The following is a 17830-nucleotide window of genomic DNA, read 5'->3' on the forward strand; positions in this document are numbered from 1 at the left end:
CTCCGCCGAAGCCGGCCGCCGAGCCGGCAAGCCAGCTCCAACGCGAAGAGACGTCGCATCGGGTGGACCCCCCGTCCGCCCGGTCGAGGGGTCGCGTCGTCCTGACGGGCGGCGAAACGGTCAACGGAACAGAAGAGAGGAGATCCCAGTGAACAAGGTCATGTCCGCGGAGAACAAGGCCGCGCCGATGCACCGCAACTACATCAACGGCGAATTCGTCGAGACCCGGGGCGGCGATGCGATCCCGGTGCTGAACCCGTCGACGGACGCGGTCATCTCCGAGGTGCCGGACACGCCCGCCGCGGTGGTCGAGGACGCGGTCGCCGCGGCCGCCGCCGCCCAGCCGGCCTGGGAGCGGCGCCCGGCGATCGAGCGCGCGGGCTTCCTGCGCCGGATCGCGGCGAAGATCCGCGAGAACGTGCCCGAGCTCGCCCGCGTCATCGTCGAGGAACAGGGCAAGGTCATGGGGCTCGCGGAGGTCGAGGTCGCCTTCACCGCGGATTACATCGACTACATGGCCGAATGGGCCCGCCGGATCGAGGGCGAGATCATCAATTCGGACCGCCCGGGCGAGACCATCTATCTCTACCGCCAGGCGATCGGCGTCGTCGGCGGGATCCTGCCCTGGAACTTCCCGTTCTTCCTGATCGCCCGCAAGCTCGCGCCGGCGCTGATCACCGGCAACACGATCGTCATCAAGCCCTCCGAGGAGACGCCGAACAACGCCGCGATGTTCATGAAGCTCCTCGCGGAGACCGACATGCCGGCGGGCGTCGTCAACATGGTCTACGGCCGGGGCGCGACCACCGGCGCGGCGCTCTGCGAGAACCCCCGGGTCGGCATGCTGAGCTTCACCGGCTCGGTCGCGACGGGCTCGCGCATCATGGCCGCCGCCGCGAAGAACATCACCAAGGTCAATCTCGAACTCGGCGGCAAGGCCCCGGCGATCGTGATGAACGACGCGGATCTCGATCTCGCGGCGCAGGCGGTGACCTCCTCGCGGATCATCAACTCCGGCCAGGTCTGCAACTGCGCCGAGCGGGTCTATGTCCACAAGGATGTCGAGGCGGAATTCGTCGAGAAGCTGGCCGCGAAGATGCGGGCCGCGCGCTGCGGCGATCCGCTGGCCGATCCGGGCGTCGACTACGGGCCGATGATCAACCGGGCGGGGCTCGAGAAGGTCGCGGGCATGGTCGGGCGCGCGACGGCGGCGGGGGCGACGCTCGTGACCGGCGGCGCGGCCGCCGATCTCGGCGCGGGCAATTTCTACCAGCCCACCGTGCTGACGAACTGCGCCCAGGACAGCGAGATCATGCGCGCCGAGACCTTCGGCCCGGTCATTCCCGTCAACACGGTCGAAAGCCTCGACGAGGCGATCGAGCGGTCCAACGACAGCGACTACGGCCTGACCTCCTCGATCTATACCCGCGACATCGGCAATGCGATGCGCGCGAGCCGCGAACTGAAATTCGGCGAGACCTACGTCAACCGCGAGAATTTCGAGGCGATGCAGGGCTTCCACGCCGGAACGCGCAAGTCCGGCATCGGCGGCGCCGACGGCAAGCACGGGCTCTACGAGTACACGCAGACCCACGTGGTCTACCTGCAGAGCTGATCGCGGCGCGATCGTAACAAGCGTCCCGCGCGCCCGGAGGCGGCGCGCGCGGACGATCCCGGACCCCGGAATGGAGATCGAGGAATGACAGCACGGGAATGGGGGAGATCCGGACTGGCGCGGAGCCTGCTCGCGTTCGCCCTGGTGGCCGCGGGCGCGCGGGACGGGGCCATCGCCGCCGAGGCGGCGGCGCCGGATGACCCCGCGCTCGCCGCCGCCGTGGAGGCGGGGCAATCGCTCTATCTGCGGAACTGCCGCGTCTGCCACGGCAGCAAGGGAACGGCGGGCGTTCCGCTCGCGGGCAACCCCAAGGTGCGGGTGGATTCGGGCTATCTCGTCAACGCCATCCTGACGGGCCCCGGATACATGCCCGACTTCGCAGCCGCCCTCTCGGACGAGGACATCGCCGGCATCGCGACCTTCATCCTCAACAGCTGGGGCAACGACTACGGGCCGGTGACCGTGGATGAAGTCTCCGGCATGCGCTGAACGCTGAGAACCACGAACAAACGACACGAGGAGGAACCATGTCATCCCGCAAACTGCTTGTCTCTCTCTCAGCCCTCACGATCGGACTCGCCTCCGTCGCATGGGCCGGCGAGGTCGAGAACTACAACAGCGTGACCGCCGGGCGCCTGAAGGATCCCGAGCCGTCCAACTGGCTGAGCACCCGCCGCACCTATGACGGGCAGTCCCACAGCCCGCTCCGCGAGATCACGGCCGAGAATGTCGCCGGGCTCGAGGAAGTGTGGCACGCCTCGACCGGGCCGCACCAGCCCGTGACGGAATTCGCCGCGCTGCCGGCGGCGCCGGCCCATCAGGCACCGCCGCTCGTCAACGACGGCGTGATGTTCATGAGCACGCCGGACAACCAGGTCATCGCCTATGACGCGGCGTCGGGCGCCGAGATCTGGCGCTACATGTGGAAGCTGCCCGAGGGGCTCATCCCGCTGCATCCGACCAACCGCGGCGTCGCGCTCTACGGGGACAAGGTGTTCTTCGCCACGCTCGACGCGCATCTCGTCGCGCTCGACGCGCGCACGGGCGCGCAGCTCTGGGAGCGCACGCTCGCGGACTGGGAAGAGGGCTACTACATGACCCTCGCGCCGCTCGTGGTCGACGGCAAGGTCATGGTCGGCGTATCGGGCGGCGAGCTTGGCGTGCGCGGTTTCGTCGAGGCTTCCGACGCGGAGACCGGCGCGCAGGTCTGGAAGACCTACACCATTCCCGAACCCGGCCAGCCGGGCAGCGAGACCTGGACCGGCGATACCTGGAAGCACGGCGGCGGCTCGGTCTGGATCACCGGCACCTACGACGCGCAGAACGACATCGCCTACTGGGGCGTGGGCAACGGCGCGCCCTGGGTCGGCTCGCTGCGTCCGGGCGACAACCTCTATACCTCCTCCACCCTCGGCCTCGATCCCGAGACGGGCGAGATCAAGACGCATTTCCAGTATCAGTGGAACGAGACCTGGGACTGGGACGAGACCACGCCGCCGACGCTCATCAACGTCGAGGAGGACGGCGCGGAGAAGGAACTCGCGTTCAAGTTCGCCCGCAACGGCTATCTCTACAAGTTCGACCGCGGCGACGGACAGCTCTCCTTCCTCCAGGGCAAGCCCTACGTGTTCCAGAACGTCTTCCTCGGGCTCGACCCCGAGACCGGACGCCCGGAATACGATCCCGAGCACACGCCCGTCCTCGGCGTCCGCACGGATTTCTGCCCCTCGGCCTGGGGTGGGCGCGACTGGCCCGGGGAATCCTATGACCCCGAGCTCGGCTACGCCTTCATCTCGGTGAACGAGAACCACTGCGGCTCCATGGAAGGCGCGGAGGTCGAATACGAGCCCGGCGTGCTCTACCTCGGCTCCGGCCTCGAGATGACGCCGTCCGAGGGCGCCAAGGACCATATCGGCGCCGTCCAGGCCTGGAACATCAAGACGATGGAGAAGGTCTGGCAGGTCAACTTCAAGTCGCCGAACTGGGGGCCGATCCTCTCGACCGCCGGGGGGCTCGTCTTCTCGGGCGGCACCAACGACGCGGAGTTCCGGGCCTTCGACGCCAAGACCGGCGAGGTGCTCTGGAGCAAGCGGCTCGATGGCGGCATCGTCGCGCCTCCCGTGAGCTTCGAGCGTGACGGCCGGCAGTACATCGCCGTGGCCACCGGCTGGGGCGTGGATGCCGGCCGGTTCGAGGATTTCGTGGACACGGCCTGGGGAACCGATACGAAGACTCCGCTGGGGGGCAGCCTCTGGGTCTTCGCCCTGCCCGGCTGACTCTCGCGGGCGCGCGGTCCTCAGGGCCGCGCGTCCACCCCTCACCCGCCGCGACGAGCCCCTGCGATGTCATTTCTCTCGAACCTCCTCCGCGTCCTGATCGGCCTCGCCGCCGTCCCGGCCGCCTTCGCCCAGGCGGCCGAGACCGGATGGGAGTTGCGGGTCTGCGCCGATCCCGACGACCTGCCCTTCTCGAATCGCGCCGGCGAAGGGTTCGACAACAGGATCGCCGAGATCCTCGCCGGGGATCTCGGCGCGCGCCTCTCCTATGTCTGGCTGCCCGACACGCGCGCGCGCACCCGCCAGCGCTACGTCCAGAGCGGGGCCTGCGACATGGTCATGGGCGCGATGGACGGGCAGCCGGGCTTTCTCTCGACCCATGCCTACTACCGGACCGGATACGTGTTCGTTTATCCCCGGGACGCGGATTTCGAGGTGAGCTCGCTCGACGACGAGGCGCTGAGACGGCTGCGCATCGGCGTGCCCGGAAGCCCGAGCAAGCTCGCGGCGCCGAGCGTCTCGCTCGCGAACCGCGGCATCGTCCAGAACCAGATCCATTTCCTCGATTCCGGCGACGGCCCGCGCGAGGCGCCGCTGACGCGGGCGCTCAGCGACGGCAAGATCGACATCGCCCTGCTCTGGGGTCCCGTGGCCGGGATGTTTGCGAAGGAAACCGGAGGCATGGTCGTCACGCCGGTCTCGCCCGAGATCGACGCGCCCTTCATCCCGATGGTGGCCTCGATGGTGATCGGCCTGCGTCCCGGCGACGAGGCGCTGCGCGACGAGATCGACGGTGCGCTGTCGCGGCGGTGGGACGAGACGCGGGCCGTCCTGGCCGCCGCCGGGGTTCCGCTCATCGACCTGCCGGCGCCGACCGAAAGCATCGGAGGAGCCTACTGATGGCGAGGATTTCCGATCCCACGCGCCGCGCCTTCCTGGCGGGAACCGGCGCGGCGGCGCTGATGCCGCTCGCCTCCGCCCTTCGCGCCGGAACCCCGGCGGCGGAGAATGTCCTGCGCATCGGCGCGACGCTGCCGATCGCCGGCGCCGCGCTGCCGGAGGGAGCCGTCAACCTGCGCTCCGTCGGCGAGGCCGCGCGCATGGGCCTCGCCCTGGCGGAGGAGGACGCGGCGCTCAACGCCGGGCTGCTCGGCTGGTCGCCCGAACTCGCCATCGGCAACGCTCCGGGCGCCGGGGCGGTCGCCCGCGCGGCGCGCCGGCTCGTCGCGCGCGAGCAGGTCTCGGTGCTGATCGGAGGCTACACGACCGAGGAGGCGGAGATCCTCTCCGCCATCGCCGAGGAGAGTGGCGCGCTCTTTCTCAATGTCGGGGCGACCAGCGATCTGGCGCGGTCCGGACCCTGCCGGGCCAATACCTTCCATGTCGAGGCGAGCGCGGCGATGTATGTCGACGCGATCCTCGGCTGGCACGTGCGCGCGGGGTTCCGGCGGTGGCATTTCGTCCATGACGAGACCGCCGAGGGCGAGGCCCGACGCGCCCGGGCCGCCGCCGGGCTCGAGGATCGCTACTGGGGCGCCGAGGTGGTCGGGGCGAGCGTCGCGCGGCGAGGCGAGACGCGCGATACGGCGGCGGTCCTCGACGCCATCCGCGAGAGCCGGTCGGACGTCGTCTTCCTGCTGACCGACTGGCAGGCGCAGCGCGACTTCCTGTCCCATTACGAGGCGGCGGGGCTGACGGCGGCCGTCGTCGGCTTCCCCGAACCGGCGGCGCAGACGCGCGACTACTACTTCACGCTGAGCCAGGTCGCGCCGGCGGCGGGCGCCGGCTACCGCGCCGCGCTCTGGGAGCCGACGCTCGACGCCTACGGGGCGCGCGAGCTCAACACCCGCTTCGCCGCGCGCTGGGGCGCGCCGATGGATCCGGCGGCCTGGTCCGCCTATCAGGCGGTCAAGATCGCCATGGAGGCGGCGATCGCCACCGGCTCGGCCAGGGGCGAGGATCTTGCCCGGCATCTCGCGCGCGAGGAGTCGGTCTTCGACGTCAGCAAGGGCATCGGTGTGAGCTTCCGGCCCTGGGACCACCAGTTGCGCCAGCCGCTCTATCTCGTGAAGGTCAATCCCGACGCCTCGCCCTCGCGCGAACTGCCCGCGCTCGCGGCCCGCGCCTCGCTCGCCGGCGAATTGCCGGCGATCTACATGCCGGGCACCGAGCCGGTCGAACGGCTGGACCAGCTTGGCGACATCCGCCGTTCCGGGGAGTGCCGCGCATGAGGAGACACCGGATGCCCGCCTTGAGAATGCCCCGCCCGAGAATGCTCGCGCTCGGCCTCGCCGCGCTCGCCGGCATGGCGGGCGCCGCCGAGGCCGGAGCCCACAGGATCTATGTCGCGAACGAATACGACGCGAGCATCAGCGTCATCGACCCGGAGAGCGGCGAGACGCTCGACACCATCGGCATATCGGGCCGCCCCGGCGAGGTCCGGCCGCGCGGCATGGCGGTAAGCCCGGACGGGCGCACGATCTACGTGGCCGTCAGCGACTTCCTGCCCGGCAGGCAATCTCCCGAGGATGCGATCGTCGCCATCGACACGGCGACGAACCGCGTCCTGCGGCGCTACCGCGCCGGCGGCAATCCGGAGCGCGTGGCGATCAGTCCGGACGGCACGCAACTCTGGGCCGCGCTGGAGGCGACGGCGCAGGTCGTCGGCATCGACACGGCGACCGGCGCGGAGATCGGCAAGTTCCAGACCGGCGTCGAGACCGAGGGCGTGGCGGTCAGCCCGGACGGGCGACACGTCCTTGTCACCGCCGAGACGAGCCACACGGTCACGATGGTCGACGCCCGGGCGCGCAAGGTACTCACGCATCTGCTGGTGGGCAACCGCCCGCGCGACGTGGTCTTCTCGCCCGACGGCGCGCGGGCCTATGTCTCCGCTGAGATCGGCGGCACCGTCTCGGTGATCGACGTCGCGGCGCGCAAGGTGGTGGACACGATCAGCCTCGGGCTCGACAGCCGCCCGGTGGAGCTGAATCTCGACCCGTCCGGCGGCCGCCTCTACGTCGCCGGCGGCGGCACCAGCGCGGTCTACGTGATCGACACGGCCAGGGCCGAGGTGGTGGAGGTGATCCGCGAACGGATGGGACGGCGGCCCTGGGGCCTGAGCGTGAGCCCCGGGGGCGAGCGGATCTACACGGCGAACGGCCTTTCGGACAGCGTGAGCGTCATCGGCGCGGACTGCCTGTGCGTCCTCGACCAGTTCGCGGCGGGGCGCGGCGCCCATTCGGTCGAGGTGGGGGTGGTCGATGCGCGCTGATCCGCTCTCGCTGGTCCTCGCCGCGGGCCTTGCCTGCGCCGCGCCGGCATTGGCCGCGGAGCGGCAATTCGCCAATGCGCCCTTCGAGAGCCATCCGGTCGCCCTCGCCCAGGCGGCGGCCCTCGAACGGATCGGCGCGCGGATCCGCGCGGCCGAGGCTGATCCCGATGCCACGGCTTCGGAAGAGAGCGACGCCGATGGCGACCTCGCGCTGATCCGGGCGAGCCTCGGCGCCGCCTCCCCCGCGACGCTCGGCGCGCTGGAGAGCCTTCTCGACGGCGCCGAACCCGCGCCCGGCGCCCCGAAGGATCCCGTCGCCGCCGCGCGGGACCTGCTGGCGCCGCCGGATGTCGCCGGAACCGCCCCGTTCCGGGCGGCCCTCGCCGCCGCGCTGCTGCTCGACGAGGGCGGCGTCGCGGAAGGCTGGGAGGAGGTGGCGGAGGGCGAGCCGGAGGCCCGCGCCCTCGGGGGCGAGGAACTCCGGAGCGTGGAGCGGATCCTCGGCGGGCCGGGTGGCGACGATCTCTCCGGCGAGGCGGCCGAGATGCTCGCGCGGCTCGATGCGCTCTTCGCCTCGGAGGCGGTGAATCCGGAGGAAGCGGAGGGCATCGCACAGCCGCTCGTCGGGCTGCTCGAGGTCATCTCGGACAGCGACCTCTATCCGGGGCGCGACCTCGGCGGGGCGGCGGCCCTCGTGCTCGGCCTCTCCCGCCAGGGATGCGCCGCGCTCGCGCGCGGAGACGGGGCGATCGGGGCGGAGCGGCTCGCGATCGCACGCCGCTATCACGACGCCCTGATCGCCGACACGCTCGGCCTGATGGCGCCGGAGGCCGGGGCGACGATCTCCGCCGCGTTCGAGCCCCGTGCCACGGACGATCCGGCGGAAGCCTGCGACGCGCTGCTCGGCGCGCTCGCCGCCGCCCGGACGGCGCTGACGCCATGAACATCATCGAATGCGACGACCTCGGGCGATCCTTCGGGCCGACCGTCGCGGTCCGCTCGGTCAGCTTCTCCATGGCGCGCGGCGCGTTCCTCGGCCTGCTGGGACGGAACGGCGCCGGCAAGACGACGCTCCTGCACATGCTGACCACGCTCGTCGCGCCCGACCATGGCGACGCGCGCATCGACGGCGCCTCGGTCCGGAGCGAGCCGAAAGCCGTGCGCGCCGCGATCGGCATGGTGTTCCAGGACACGGCGCTCGACGGCCAGCTGACGGCGCGGGAGAACCTGACGATCCACGCCGCGCTTCACGGCCTGCGGCGGCGCGAGGCGGCGGCCGAGATCGCCCGGAGCATCGCCTGGGCCGATCTGGAGGAAGCCGCCGACCGGCCCACACGCGCGCTTTCGGGGGGCATGCGCCGGCGACTGGAACTGGCACGGGCGCTGATGCACAGGCCCCGGCTGATCATCCTCGACGAGCCGACGCTGGGGCTCGACACCCAGGGGCGGCGCGATCTCTGGCGGCGCATCGCCGGCCTGCGCGAGAGCGGGCTCTCGGTGCTGATGACCACGCACAACATCGCCGAGGCGGAGGCCTGCTGCGAGATTGGCGTGATCGACCAGGGCCGCCTCGTCGCGCGGGGATCGCCGGCCGAACTGTCGCGCCGCCACGGCGGCATGGGTCTCGAGGAGGCCTTCCTGCGCCTCACCACCCCCGGCCCGCGCGACACCGCGCTCCCGCTCCATGCGCCAACGGACGAGGGGCGGATCAGGAGGATCGCCCGATGACGGCGCTCAGTCGCGACCGCGGCCCGCTGCGGCCGCGCATCATCTGGATCATGTGCTGGCGCGAGCTTCTCCGCTACCGGCGCGATCGTTCGCTGATCTTCGGCGCGCTGTCGCGGACGGTGCTCTGGCTCGTCATCCTCGGCTTCGGCCTCGGCGCCACGTTGCGCGAGATCGAGGGCTACAGCTACGCGCAATACATCCTGCCCGGCGTCGTGACGCTGAACATCCTCTTCGCCTCGCTGCAATCGGCGATGGCGCTGGTCTGGGACCGGGGCACGGGCCTCATGCGCGCGATGCTCGTCTCTCCCGCGCCGATGTTCTCGGTGGCCCTGGGCAAGATCCTCGGGGGCGCGCTCGTCGCGATGATCCAGGGCTCGATCCCGATCGCCTTCGCGCCGCTCATCGGTCTCGAGCTTTCGCCGTCCGACCTGCTCCCGGCCCTGCTGGTGATGTTCGCGATGGGGGTGACCTTCACCGGCATGGGGGTGATCCTCGCGAGCCGGACGCGGACCTTCGAAGGCTTCGGCGGCATCTCGAACGGCGTGATCCAGCCGCTCTACTTCCTCTCGGGGGCGATCTTTCCGCTCAAGGGCATCATCGGCGGCGTGGGGTTCCTCGACCTCCCCGAGACGCTCCGCGCCGAGTTGCGGGACCGGGGCCTCTATGCGATCGGCGGAGGCTGGGTGGTGGAACTGCCGGACTGGCTCCGGATCCTCGTCCAGTGCAACCCGGTCAGCTATTTCCTCGATCTGCTGCGGTTCAACCTGATCGGGTTCAACCAGCTGCCCCTCGGCCTCGGCCTCGCCACCACGCTGATCCTGCCGGTGGTCTCGGTCCTTCTCGCGACCCGGGCGATGGCGGGGATCCGGAGGATCGAGGCGCCGCCCGCGCGGAGCCGCTGAGCAGGGCCGCCGCCCGCCGTTCTCCGGGCCGGCGGACCGGCCCGGAGCGGAGTTTCTCAGCTCTTGTGATGCACGTCCTGCAAGCCGTAGACCGGCGTCGGCAGCCCTTCCATCCGCGCCTTCAGCTGCAGCGAGAGATACTGCGAGTAGTGGCGCGACTGGTGCAGGTTGCCGCCGTGGAACCACAGCGCCTCGACCTGGGTCGGCTTCCACATGTTGCGCTGTTCTCCCTCCCAGGGGCCGGGATCCTTCGGCGTGTCGGAGCCGAGGCCCCAGACCTTGCCGACCTTGTCCGCGACCTCCTGGCTGATGAGATCGGCCGCCCAGCCGTTCATCGAGCCGTAGCCGGTCGCGTAGACGATCAGATCCGCCGGGAGCTCCGTTCCGTCGTCGAGTACGACGCCGGTCTCGCTCAGGTGGTCGATGCCGTGACCGGAGACGAGCTTGATCGAGCCGTCGATCACCAGGTCGCAGGCGCCGACGTCGATGTAGTAGCCCGAGCCGCGGCGGAGGTACTTCATGAAGAGGCCGGAGCCGTCGGCGCCCCAGTCGAGCATGAAGCCGCGCTCCTCGAGCTTGCGGTAGAACTCCGCGTCGCGCTCCTTCATCTGCTCGTAGAGCGGGATCTGCCACTCGTGCATGATCCTGTAGGGCAGCGAGGCGAAGATCAGGTCGGCCTTGCGCGTAGTGACGCCGTTCGCCACCGCCTGCTCGGAATAGAGCGCGCCGAGGCCGATCTCCATCAGGCTGTCGGAGCGCACGATGTGGGTCGAGGACCGCTGCAGCATCGTCACGTCCGCGCCGCCCTCCCAGAGCGCCGCGCAGATGTCATGGGCGGAGTTGTTCGAGCCGATGACGACGACCTTCTTGCCCTTGTAGGCGTCCGGCCCCGGATGCTGGCTCGAATGCTGCTGCTCGCCCTTGAACACGTCCTGGCCCGGGATCGTGGGCACGTTGGCCTTGCCCGACATGCCGGTCGCGAGCACGAGCTGCTTCGGGCGCAGCACGACGTCCTCGCCGTTCCGGTCGACGGTGACGACCCATTCCTTCGCGGCCTCGTCCCATTCGGCCTTCTTCGCGGTGGTCGAGCTCCAGTAGTTGAGCTCCATCACCTTCGTGTACATCTCGAGCCAGTCGCCGATCTTGTCCTTCGGCGCGAAGACCGGCCAGTTGTCCGGGAAGGGGATGTAGGGCAGGTGGTCGTACCAGACCGGGTCGTGCAGGCAGAGCGACTTGTAGCGCTTGCGCCACTGGTCGCCGGGTCGCTCGTGCCGGTCGATGATGATCGTCGGCACCCCGAGCTGCCGCAGCCGCGCGCCGAGCCCGATGCCGCCCTGCCCGCCGCCGATCACGAGCACATAGGGCTGCGTGGAATAGCCGAGCTCTGCGGCCTCCGCCTCGCGCTTCTCCTTCCAGGTCCTGCGCTTCGGGTCATGTCCGTGCTCGGCGCCCATCGGGCGCCGCGTGCCCTTCGGTTCCTCGAAGCCCTTGAGCTCGGAGAGCGTGGTCAGCAGCGTCCAGATCAGCCCGTCCCGGAGCCGGATCTGGCCATAGCCGCGGCCGGTCGCGGTCTCGAACTCGATCCAGCCCTCGGTCACGTTACCGCTCGAAGTCGGCGTCTCGGCCGGGTCGAGGCGGAGGTTCCGCGGCTTCTGCGCGGCGAGCTGACTTTCCAGCATCGCGAGGATCGCGTCCGGGCCCTCCATCGTCTTGAGGTTCCAGGTGAAGGCGACGAGATCGCGCCAGTAGCTGTCCGCCTGGAACAGCGCCGCCGCCGCCTTCGCATCGCCGCGCTCGAGCGCGTCGTTCAGGCGGCCGAGCACCGATTCCAGCTGAGCGGCCGGGGTTTCGTCGAGCATGGGTATCCTCCTTGTCGATCTTTGTGAGTTCTTGTCGGCCACCCGCTCCGGCGCGGGTGGCCGGGGCGGTCAGGAGAGGTCGATCAGGATCTTGAGCTGCGTGCCCGCGGGATCGATCAGCGCGTCGAAGCCCTCGCTCACCGCCTCGTCGAGCCGGATGCGCTTCGTCACCACCTTCGAGGCCGGCAGGAGCCCGGAGGCGATCATCCGGATGACGCGGGGCCAGTAATGCGTCGGATAGGCCCAGGAGCCCCGGATATCGACGTCCTTGAAGGTTACGGAGAACCAGTCGAGCGGGTTCTCATGCGGGTGGAGCCCGGTCTGGACCACCACGCCCTGCTTGCGGACCGCGTCGAGGCAGGCCTTGAGCGCGTGCTCGTTGCCGACGCATTCGATCGCCACGTCGCAGCCGACGTTGCCCTCGGTGGCCGAGCGGATCGCGGCGCCGACGTCGTCGCGCTTCGGATTGAGCGTGACGACCTCGGGCAGCATCTCCCGCATGAAGCCGAGCCGGGTGTCGTTGAGGTCCGAGACGAAGAGTTGCGCCGCCCCGGCCGCCTTCGCCGCCAGCAGCGTCAGCGCGCCGATCGGCCCCGCGCCGGTCACGAGCACGCTAGATCCGGCGGAGACCCCGCCCCGGTCGCAGGCGTAGACGGCGACGGCGGTGGGCTCGACCAGCGCGGCGTCCTCGTCGGTGAGTTCCTCGGGCACCACGGCGACGTTGTAGTCGTTCACCAGCGCCCATTCCGCCATGCCGCCGGAATGCCAGGAGAGGCCGACGAGCGCGAGATCCGGCGAGAGGTGGAAGAGGCCCCGGTCGGAGAAATAATCGCCGGAGCGCGGCATCACGAGCGGCTGGATCGAGACGCGGTCGCCGGGCTTCGCGGCGCTCACGCCCGCGCCGACCGCCTCGACCACGCCGCCGAACTCGTGGCCGAGGATCTGCGTGCCATGGGCGCCGGTGAAGGGATGCGGCTCCTTCGGAATGAAGATGGGGCCGTAGGAATATTCGTGCAGGTCGGTGCCGCAGATGCCGACGAAGCGGTTCCGGACCAGGACCTGACCGGGACCGGGCTGTTCCGGCCGGGCCACGTCCTCCACCCGCAGATCCTTCGCCGCGTGGAAACGCAGCGCCCGCATCGTCGCGCCGGCCGCGCCCGCGTCGCGGACCAGTTCGCTCGTCGTCGTCATCAGGGATCCTCCCGAGTCTTGCTTCTGGTCTTGCCAAAGCAAGCATCGTGCCAGCCCGCCCGGAGCCGCGCAGGCGGCGGAAACGGGTCGCGGCGGCGCGGGCGGGCGCGGCGGCGCGCCACAGGTGTGGCGCCACACCGCGCCACGCTTTACGCGGCGGCCGCCCTCCGTGCTAAGGTGGGCGCAACAATAATACCGCTGGGAGGAAGATCATGGCGGCGGCGGTCGAACATATCCGCGAGGTCGAGGCCGTGGCGATGGGCCGGGCCTCATCGCGCGATCCCTTCGTGGTACAGTCCTGGCTGCGCTGCCTCAACGAGCACCGGCTCGATCCGGCGCGCGCCTGCGAGGCCGTCATCCTCTCGGAGAGCGAGCTTCGCACGCACCGCCAGCAGTCGGAGGAGCTGATCCGCATCGCCCGCTCGGGCCTCGAGGGGCTCTATGCCCAGATGGCCGGGCAGAACTACGTGCTCCTGCTCGGGGACCGCTCCGGCGTCGCGGTCGAATTCCTCGGCGATCCGAACTTCGACCACCGGCTCAGGAAGGCCGGCCTCTATCTCGGCGCGGAATGGTCGGAGCCCCGGGCCGGAACCTGCGCGATCGGCGCCTGCATCGCCACCGGCGCGCCGCTGACCATCCACCAGACCGATCATTTCGACGTGACCCACACGCCGCTTTCCTGCACCGCGGCGCCGATCTACGACGCGCGCGGCGATCTCGCCGCGGTGCTCGACATCTCGCTGCTCTCGTCGCCGATCACCAAGGCGAGCCAGAACCTCGCGCTGCACATGGTCGCGGCCACCGTGCGGCGGATCGAGCTCGCGAACCTGATGGCGCAGACGCGGCACGAATGGGTGCTGCGCTTCGCGCGCTCGCCCGACTTCCTCGACGTCGATCCGGAGGCGGCCATTTCGCTCGACGGATCCGGGCGGGTGATCGGCATGACGCATGGCGGCGCGCAGATCCTCGCCCGCGCGGCGGGGCTCAGCTGGCGCCGGCCGGATCTGCTGATCGGCCAGCCGCTCGGCCGCTTCCTCGATCTCGGCGTCGACGATCTGGGCGAGCTCACCCGCCAGCGGCCGACCCGGGACCGGCTGGTGGTGGCGCGCGACGGCGACCGCCTCTTCGCCCATGCGATCGAGCCGCAACTGCGCCCGGCCCGGCGCCCGCCGCCGCCCGCGGGCCCCGCGGCCGACGCCCTCGCCCGTCTCGGCGGCGGCGATCCGCGGATGGCGGCGCTGCGGGAGAAGGCGGCGAAGCTCGCGCCGACGCCGCTGCCGATCCTGATCCAGGGCGAGACGGGCACCGGCAAGGAATTCCTCGCCCGCGCGCTCCACGAGGCGAGCGGGCGGCGCGGCGCCTTCGTCGCGGTGAACTGCGCCGCCATTCCGGAGGGGCTGATCGAGGCCGAGCTCTTCGGCCACGCGGCGGGCGCCTTCACCGGCGCCGCCCCGCGCGGGCGCAAGGGGCTGATCGAGGAGGCCGCGGGCGGCACGCTCTTCCTCGACGAGATCGGGGACATGCCCCTCGCGCTGCAGGCGCGGCTGCTGCGCGTGCTCTCGGAGGGCGAGGTGATGCCGGTCGGCGCGACGCGGCCCCGGCCGATCGACGCGCGGGTGATCTCCGCCACCCATCGCGACCTGCCGGCGCGGGTCGCGGGCGGGGAATTGCGCGAGGATCTCTACTACCGGCTGTCGGCGGCGGTCCTGTCGCTGCCGCCGCTGCGCGAGCGGCAGGATTTCGACTGGCTCGTCGACCGGCTGCTCGCGGGCCGGGGCCGGCTTTCTCCCGGCGCGCGCGCGGCGTTGCACGCGCGGCGCTGGCCGGGCAACCTGCGCGAACTCGGCAACGCGCTCGCCGTGGCGGCGGCGCTCTGCGACGGCGAGTTGATCGAGCGGAGCGATCTGCCGGAGGAACCGGGCCGGGCGCGCGCCGGATGCGGGGAGGCCGAGGCGCTCCGCGCCGTTCTGGCCCGCTGCCGCGGCAATGTCTCGGAGGCGGCGCGGCAACTCAAGGTCGACCGCACCACGGTCCACCGCCGGATGCGCCGCCTCGGCGTCGCCGCGCATTGAGGCCCTCGCGCGGCGCTAGGGGGTCTTGAGCGCGGCGTGGATCGCGGTGGCCACGTCGGGGAGCCGGTTGACGTCGTCGTTCGGCTGGCTGTTCGTCTGCACCGTGATCAGGACATCGTCCTCCTCGAACCAGACGTAAAGCGTCCGGTAGCCGAGGGTCATGCCCTGGTAGAACCAGAACGTCCCGTCCGGCGCGAGCATCCGGACGAGGCCGAGCGCGAAGCCCTGAGGATCCTCGGGCGTCAGCGTCTGGATCGGCTCGCCCGTTCGGGTCGAGATCATGGACAGCCATTCCGCCTGCTGTTTCGGCGGGACGACGCGCCCTTCGAAGACGGCGCGCATCCAGCGCGTCACGTCGCGCGCGTTCGAAATGGCACCGCCGGCGGCCTGCGCCCAGGAGGTGCTGTCCTGGCGCACGTCGCGCCCGATCAGCGGCTTGTTCCAGGACTCCGCGCAGTCGGGCGGCTGGTAGTCGGCGCAGGCGGTGTTCTCGAAATAGCCGTGCGCCATGCGGTCGGTCACCTCCGGCGGATAGGTTCCGGCCGAGAAGAAGGTCGAGCGCAGCCCCCAGGGTTCGAGGATGAGGTCGCGCACCAGATCGGCATAGGGCTTCCGGCCCGCCTTCTCCGCGATCATTCCGGCCAGGATGTAGTTCGTGTTGGAATAATGGTAGCCGGTGGTTGCTGGCAGCTGGCTGGTCGCCGAGGGATAGACCGCCGCCACGAGTTCCTCGGCGGTCAGGTCGCGCCCCGGCGCCTCGACCCAGGCGCGCGAGATGAATTCCGTCTCGCTGTAGTTCGGGATCCCGCTCGTCATGTCGAGCAGTTGCCGGATCGTCACGTCCTTCCAGGCCGCGTAGCGCGGCAGCCACGTCCCCACGGTATCGTCGATGGAGAGGGCGCCTTGCGCCTCGAGCAGCAGGATCACCGCGGCGGCGAAGGATTTCGAGGTGCTCCCCATCGCGAAGAGCGTGTCCTGATCCACCGGCGGCGCGGCCTCGCCATGGCCGGTCGTGCCGGCGAAGGCCTCGATGTTCGGCCCGGGCGTGCCGAGGCTCACATAGGCCGCGATGCCCGTCACCCCTTCGATCGCCGCGCGTTCCGCGAGCCAGTCGTCGAGCGCCGCCTGCACGCGCCCGGCCTGCGTGCTCTCCCCGGCGGAGGCGAGGCCCCCGAACAGGCATGCCGCGCTCAGGACGGCGGCGCATCCGACACGCTTCATCGGCATCCTCTCCCCGGGTTCCGGCGGAACTCTGCCCCGGCCGCCGCGCCTTGGGAAGGATTCGTTGGCCTCTCGCGCGCGGCGCCGGCCTCAGGCCACGTTTTCCCCGAGATAGGCGCCGCGGATGCGGGGATCGGCCAGGAGCTGCTTCGCCGGCCCTTCGAGCACGATCCGGCCGGTTCGCAGCACATAGCCGTAATCTGCGATCCGGAGCGCCATCGACGCGTTCTGCTCCACCATGAAGACGGAGACGCCGGTCCCGTTCACGGTGGCGATGAGCTCCAGCACCCGGTCGACGAAGAGCGGCGACAGGCCCATGGTCGGCTCGTCCATGCAGATGAGCTTCGGCCGGCCCATCAGCGCGCGGGCCATCGCCACCATCTGCTGCTCGCCGCCCGACATGGTGCCGGCCTTCTGGCCCAGCCGCTCCCCGAGCCGGGGAAAGAGCGCGAGCACGCGGTCGAGATCGGCCGCGACCTCGCCCCTGTCGTCGCGCGCGTAGGCGCCCATCAGCAGGTTCTCGCGCACGCTCATGCCGCCGAAGAGCCGCCGCGCCTCGGGCACGGTCGAGATTCCGGCCCTGACGATCCGGGGCGTCGGCCAGCCGGTGATGTCGCGCCCCTCCAACAGGATCCGGCCCGAGCGCGGCGCCTGGAGGCCGAGGATCGCCTTCATCGTCGTCGACTTGCCCGAGGCGTTGCCGCCGAGCAGGCAGACGATCGCCTTTTCCGGCACGCTCATCGAGACGTCGAAATGGACCTGCACCGGGCCGTAGAAGGAATTGATCTTCTCGATCTCGAGCAGGGGCTTCATTGCACGCCTCCCGCGGCCCGGGACGTGCCGGGCATGAGGCTCGCCTCGGCGGGCTCGCCGCCGCCGATGGTCGCATGGCCGAGATAGGCCTCGATCACCTTCGGGTCGTCGCGCACCGCCGCCGGCGTGCCTTCCGCGATCACCCTGCCGTTGTCCATCGCCATCACCCGGTCCGAGAGGCGCATCACCATGTCGAGCTTGTGCTCGATCAGCAGGATCGTCCGGCCCTGCCGTTTCAGCGCGTCGACGATGTCGCGCATCTCGACCGTCTCGCTCTCGTTCATCCCCGCCGTCGGCTCGTCGAGGATCAGGATGCGGGGGTGGAGCGCCAGCGCGCGGGCGATCTCGACCCGGCGGCGGTTCGCATAGGAGAGCGCATAGGTCGGCTCGTCGAGCCTCGGCGTCAGCCGCTCGCCGAAGGTCGCCACGATGGCGCGCACCTCCTCGCGCATCGCCGCCTCCTCGGCCCGGACCGAGGCCGGCCGGATCAGCGCGCGCAGGATCTCGAGCACCGGGGCGACGACGGGCACGCGCGGACGCGCCGCGCGCAGGCGCGTGTGGCAGCCGATCAGCACGTTGTCCATCACGCTGAGATTGCCGAAGACCCGGCCGTGCTGGAAGGTCCGCGCCACCCCCGCCTCGGCCATCCGCCGGGGCGAGAGGTTGGTGATGTCGCGGCCCTCGAGCATGACCCGCCCCTCGTCCATCCGGTCCTGGCCCGAGATCAGGTTGAAGAGCGTCGTCTTGCCCGCGCCGTTCGGGCCGATGACCGACAGGAACTCGCCCTCCCGCACATGGAGGTCGACGCCGTCGACGGCGATGATGCCGCCGAAGCGGCGGGTGACGCCGGTCGCGCTCAGCAATGCGCCAGAGCTCATC

Annotated in this window: 15 protein-coding genes; 10 read left to right on the forward strand and 5 right to left on the reverse strand. The window is 70.7% G+C overall.

The window, feature by feature from the left end:
* Positions 1 to 148: 148 nt before the first annotated feature.
* From aldA to FJM51_RS10105, 9 genes are all read left to right on the forward strand, one after another.
* Positions 149 to 1615, forward strand: a complete 1467-nt coding sequence (gene aldA / locus FJM51_RS10070) for an aldehyde dehydrogenase (RefSeq protein ID WP_210240255.1) — start codon at positions 149 to 151, stop codon at positions 1613 to 1615.
* An 84-nt stretch (positions 1616 to 1699) separates the two neighbouring features.
* Positions 1700 to 2104, forward strand: a complete 405-nt coding sequence (locus FJM51_RS10075; protein WP_140454010.1) for a c-type cytochrome — start codon at positions 1700 to 1702, stop codon at positions 2102 to 2104.
* Positions 2105 to 2142: 38 nt separating this feature from the next.
* Positions 2143 to 3891, forward strand: a complete 1749-nt coding sequence (locus FJM51_RS10080) for a PQQ-dependent dehydrogenase, methanol/ethanol family (protein ID WP_140454011.1) — start codon at positions 2143 to 2145, stop codon at positions 3889 to 3891.
* A gap of 66 nt (positions 3892 to 3957) precedes the next feature.
* Entirely contained in the window at positions 3958 to 4791 is an 834-nt protein-coding gene (locus FJM51_RS10085) for a transporter substrate-binding domain-containing protein (RefSeq protein WP_140454012.1), read from the forward strand.
* Complete coding sequence (locus tag FJM51_RS10090) at positions 4791 to 6122, forward strand: ABC transporter substrate-binding protein (protein ID WP_140454013.1); 1332 nt, start codon at positions 4791 to 4793, stop codon at positions 6120 to 6122. The genes FJM51_RS10085 and FJM51_RS10090 overlap by 1 nt, the downstream gene beginning before the upstream one ends.
* An 11-nt stretch (positions 6123 to 6133) precedes the next feature.
* Positions 6134 to 7165, forward strand: coding sequence for a beta-propeller fold lactonase family protein (locus FJM51_RS10095; protein WP_210240256.1), 1032 nt, complete (start codon positions 6134 to 6136; stop codon positions 7163 to 7165).
* Entirely contained in the window at positions 7155 to 8108 is a 954-nt protein-coding gene (locus FJM51_RS23755) for a hypothetical protein (protein WP_181164517.1), read from the forward strand. Before FJM51_RS10095 ends, FJM51_RS23755 begins: the two co-directional genes overlap by 11 nt.
* Positions 8105 to 8893 (forward strand): ABC transporter ATP-binding protein, encoded by a 789-nt coding sequence (locus FJM51_RS10100; protein ID WP_181164518.1) that lies wholly within the window; start codon positions 8105 to 8107, stop codon positions 8891 to 8893. Before FJM51_RS23755 ends, FJM51_RS10100 begins: the two co-directional genes overlap by 4 nt.
* On the forward strand, positions 8890 to 9795 hold the full coding sequence (locus FJM51_RS10105; protein WP_140454015.1) for an ABC transporter permease: 906 nt from the start codon (positions 8890 to 8892) through the stop codon (positions 9793 to 9795). Before FJM51_RS10100 ends, FJM51_RS10105 begins: the two co-directional genes overlap by 4 nt.
* A 56-nt stretch (positions 9796 to 9851) precedes the next feature.
* Here FJM51_RS10105 and FJM51_RS10110 read toward each other — a convergent pair whose 3' ends face one another.
* Positions 9852 to 11654, reverse strand: a complete 1803-nt coding sequence (locus FJM51_RS10110; protein ID WP_140454016.1) for an NAD(P)/FAD-dependent oxidoreductase — start codon at positions 11652 to 11654, stop codon at positions 9852 to 9854.
* A 69-nt stretch (positions 11655 to 11723) separates the two neighbouring features.
* On the reverse strand, positions 11724 to 12845 hold the full coding sequence (locus FJM51_RS10115; RefSeq protein ID WP_233713067.1) for a 2,3-butanediol dehydrogenase: 1122 nt from the start codon (positions 12843 to 12845) through the stop codon (positions 11724 to 11726).
* A gap of 212 nt (positions 12846 to 13057) precedes the next feature.
* On the opposite strand from FJM51_RS10115, the gene FJM51_RS10120 reads away from it, so the two are divergent.
* The gene (locus FJM51_RS10120; RefSeq protein ID WP_140454017.1) at positions 13058 to 14917 is read left to right on the forward strand and encodes a sigma-54-dependent Fis family transcriptional regulator; all 1860 of its coding nucleotides are present in this window, start codon (positions 13058 to 13060) and stop codon (positions 14915 to 14917) included.
* Between the two features lie 15 nt (positions 14918 to 14932).
* Here FJM51_RS10120 and FJM51_RS10125 read toward each other — a convergent pair whose 3' ends face one another.
* The 3 genes from FJM51_RS10125 to FJM51_RS10135 all read right to left on the reverse strand — a co-directional run bounded on the left by FJM51_RS10125 (position 14933) and on the right by FJM51_RS10135 (position 17829).
* Positions 14933 to 16138 carry a serine hydrolase domain-containing protein gene (locus FJM51_RS10125; RefSeq protein WP_181164519.1) on the reverse strand — a complete coding sequence of 402 codons (1206 nt, stop codon included), beginning with the start codon at positions 16136 to 16138 and terminating at the stop codon, positions 14933 to 14935.
* Positions 16139 to 16228: 90 nt separating this feature from the next.
* Positions 16229 to 16951, reverse strand: coding sequence for an ABC transporter ATP-binding protein (locus FJM51_RS10130; RefSeq protein ID WP_140454019.1), 723 nt, complete (start codon positions 16949 to 16951; stop codon positions 16229 to 16231).
* Positions 16948 to 17829: an ABC transporter ATP-binding protein gene (locus FJM51_RS10135; RefSeq protein ID WP_140454020.1), complete on the reverse strand. Its 882-nt coding sequence runs from the start codon at positions 17827 to 17829 to the stop codon at positions 16948 to 16950. The genes FJM51_RS10130 and FJM51_RS10135 overlap by 4 nt, the downstream gene beginning before the upstream one ends.
* Position 17830: the final 1 nt, after the last annotated feature.

Origin of the sequence: Amaricoccus solimangrovi (genome assembly GCF_006385685.1) — a bacterium.
GTDB lineage: Bacteria > Pseudomonadota > Alphaproteobacteria > Rhodobacterales > Rhodobacteraceae > Amaricoccus > Amaricoccus solimangrovi.

Coding starts and splice junctions, on each gene's coding strand:
- FJM51_RS10075 (WP_140454010.1), top strand. CDS start 1,700: ATGACAGCACGGGAATGGGGGAGATCCGGACTGGCGCGGAGCCTGCTC.
- FJM51_RS10080 (WP_140454011.1), top strand. CDS start 2,143: ATGTCATCCCGCAAACTGCTTGTCTCTCTCTCAGCCCTCACGATCGGA.
- FJM51_RS10085 (WP_140454012.1), top strand. CDS start 3,958: ATGTCATTTCTCTCGAACCTCCTCCGCGTCCTGATCGGCCTCGCCGCC.
- FJM51_RS10090 (WP_140454013.1), top strand. CDS start 4,791: ATGGCGAGGATTTCCGATCCCACGCGCCGCGCCTTCCTGGCGGGAACC.
- FJM51_RS10095 (WP_210240256.1), top strand. CDS start 6,134: ATGCCCGCCTTGAGAATGCCCCGCCCGAGAATGCTCGCGCTCGGCCTC.
- FJM51_RS23755 (WP_181164517.1), top strand. CDS start 7,155: ATGCGCGCTGATCCGCTCTCGCTGGTCCTCGCCGCGGGCCTTGCCTGC.
- FJM51_RS10100 (WP_181164518.1), top strand. CDS start 8,105: ATGAACATCATCGAATGCGACGACCTCGGGCGATCCTTCGGGCCGACC.
- FJM51_RS10105 (WP_140454015.1), top strand. CDS start 8,890: ATGACGGCGCTCAGTCGCGACCGCGGCCCGCTGCGGCCGCGCATCATC.
- FJM51_RS10110 (WP_140454016.1), bottom strand. CDS start 11,654: ATGCTCGACGAAACCCCGGCCGCTCAGCTGGAATCGGTGCTCGGCCGC.
- FJM51_RS10115 (WP_233713067.1), bottom strand. CDS start 12,845: ATGACGACGACGAGCGAACTGGTCCGCGACGCGGGCGCGGCCGGCGCG.
- FJM51_RS10120 (WP_140454017.1), top strand. CDS start 13,058: ATGGCGGCGGCGGTCGAACATATCCGCGAGGTCGAGGCCGTGGCGATG.
- FJM51_RS10125 (WP_181164519.1), bottom strand. CDS start 16,138: ATGAAGCGTGTCGGATGCGCCGCCGTCCTGAGCGCGGCATGCCTGTTC.
- FJM51_RS10130 (WP_140454019.1), bottom strand. CDS start 16,951: ATGAAGCCCCTGCTCGAGATCGAGAAGATCAATTCCTTCTACGGCCCG.
- FJM51_RS10135 (WP_140454020.1), bottom strand. CDS start 17,829: ATGAGCTCTGGCGCATTGCTGAGCGCGACCGGCGTCACCCGCCGCTTC.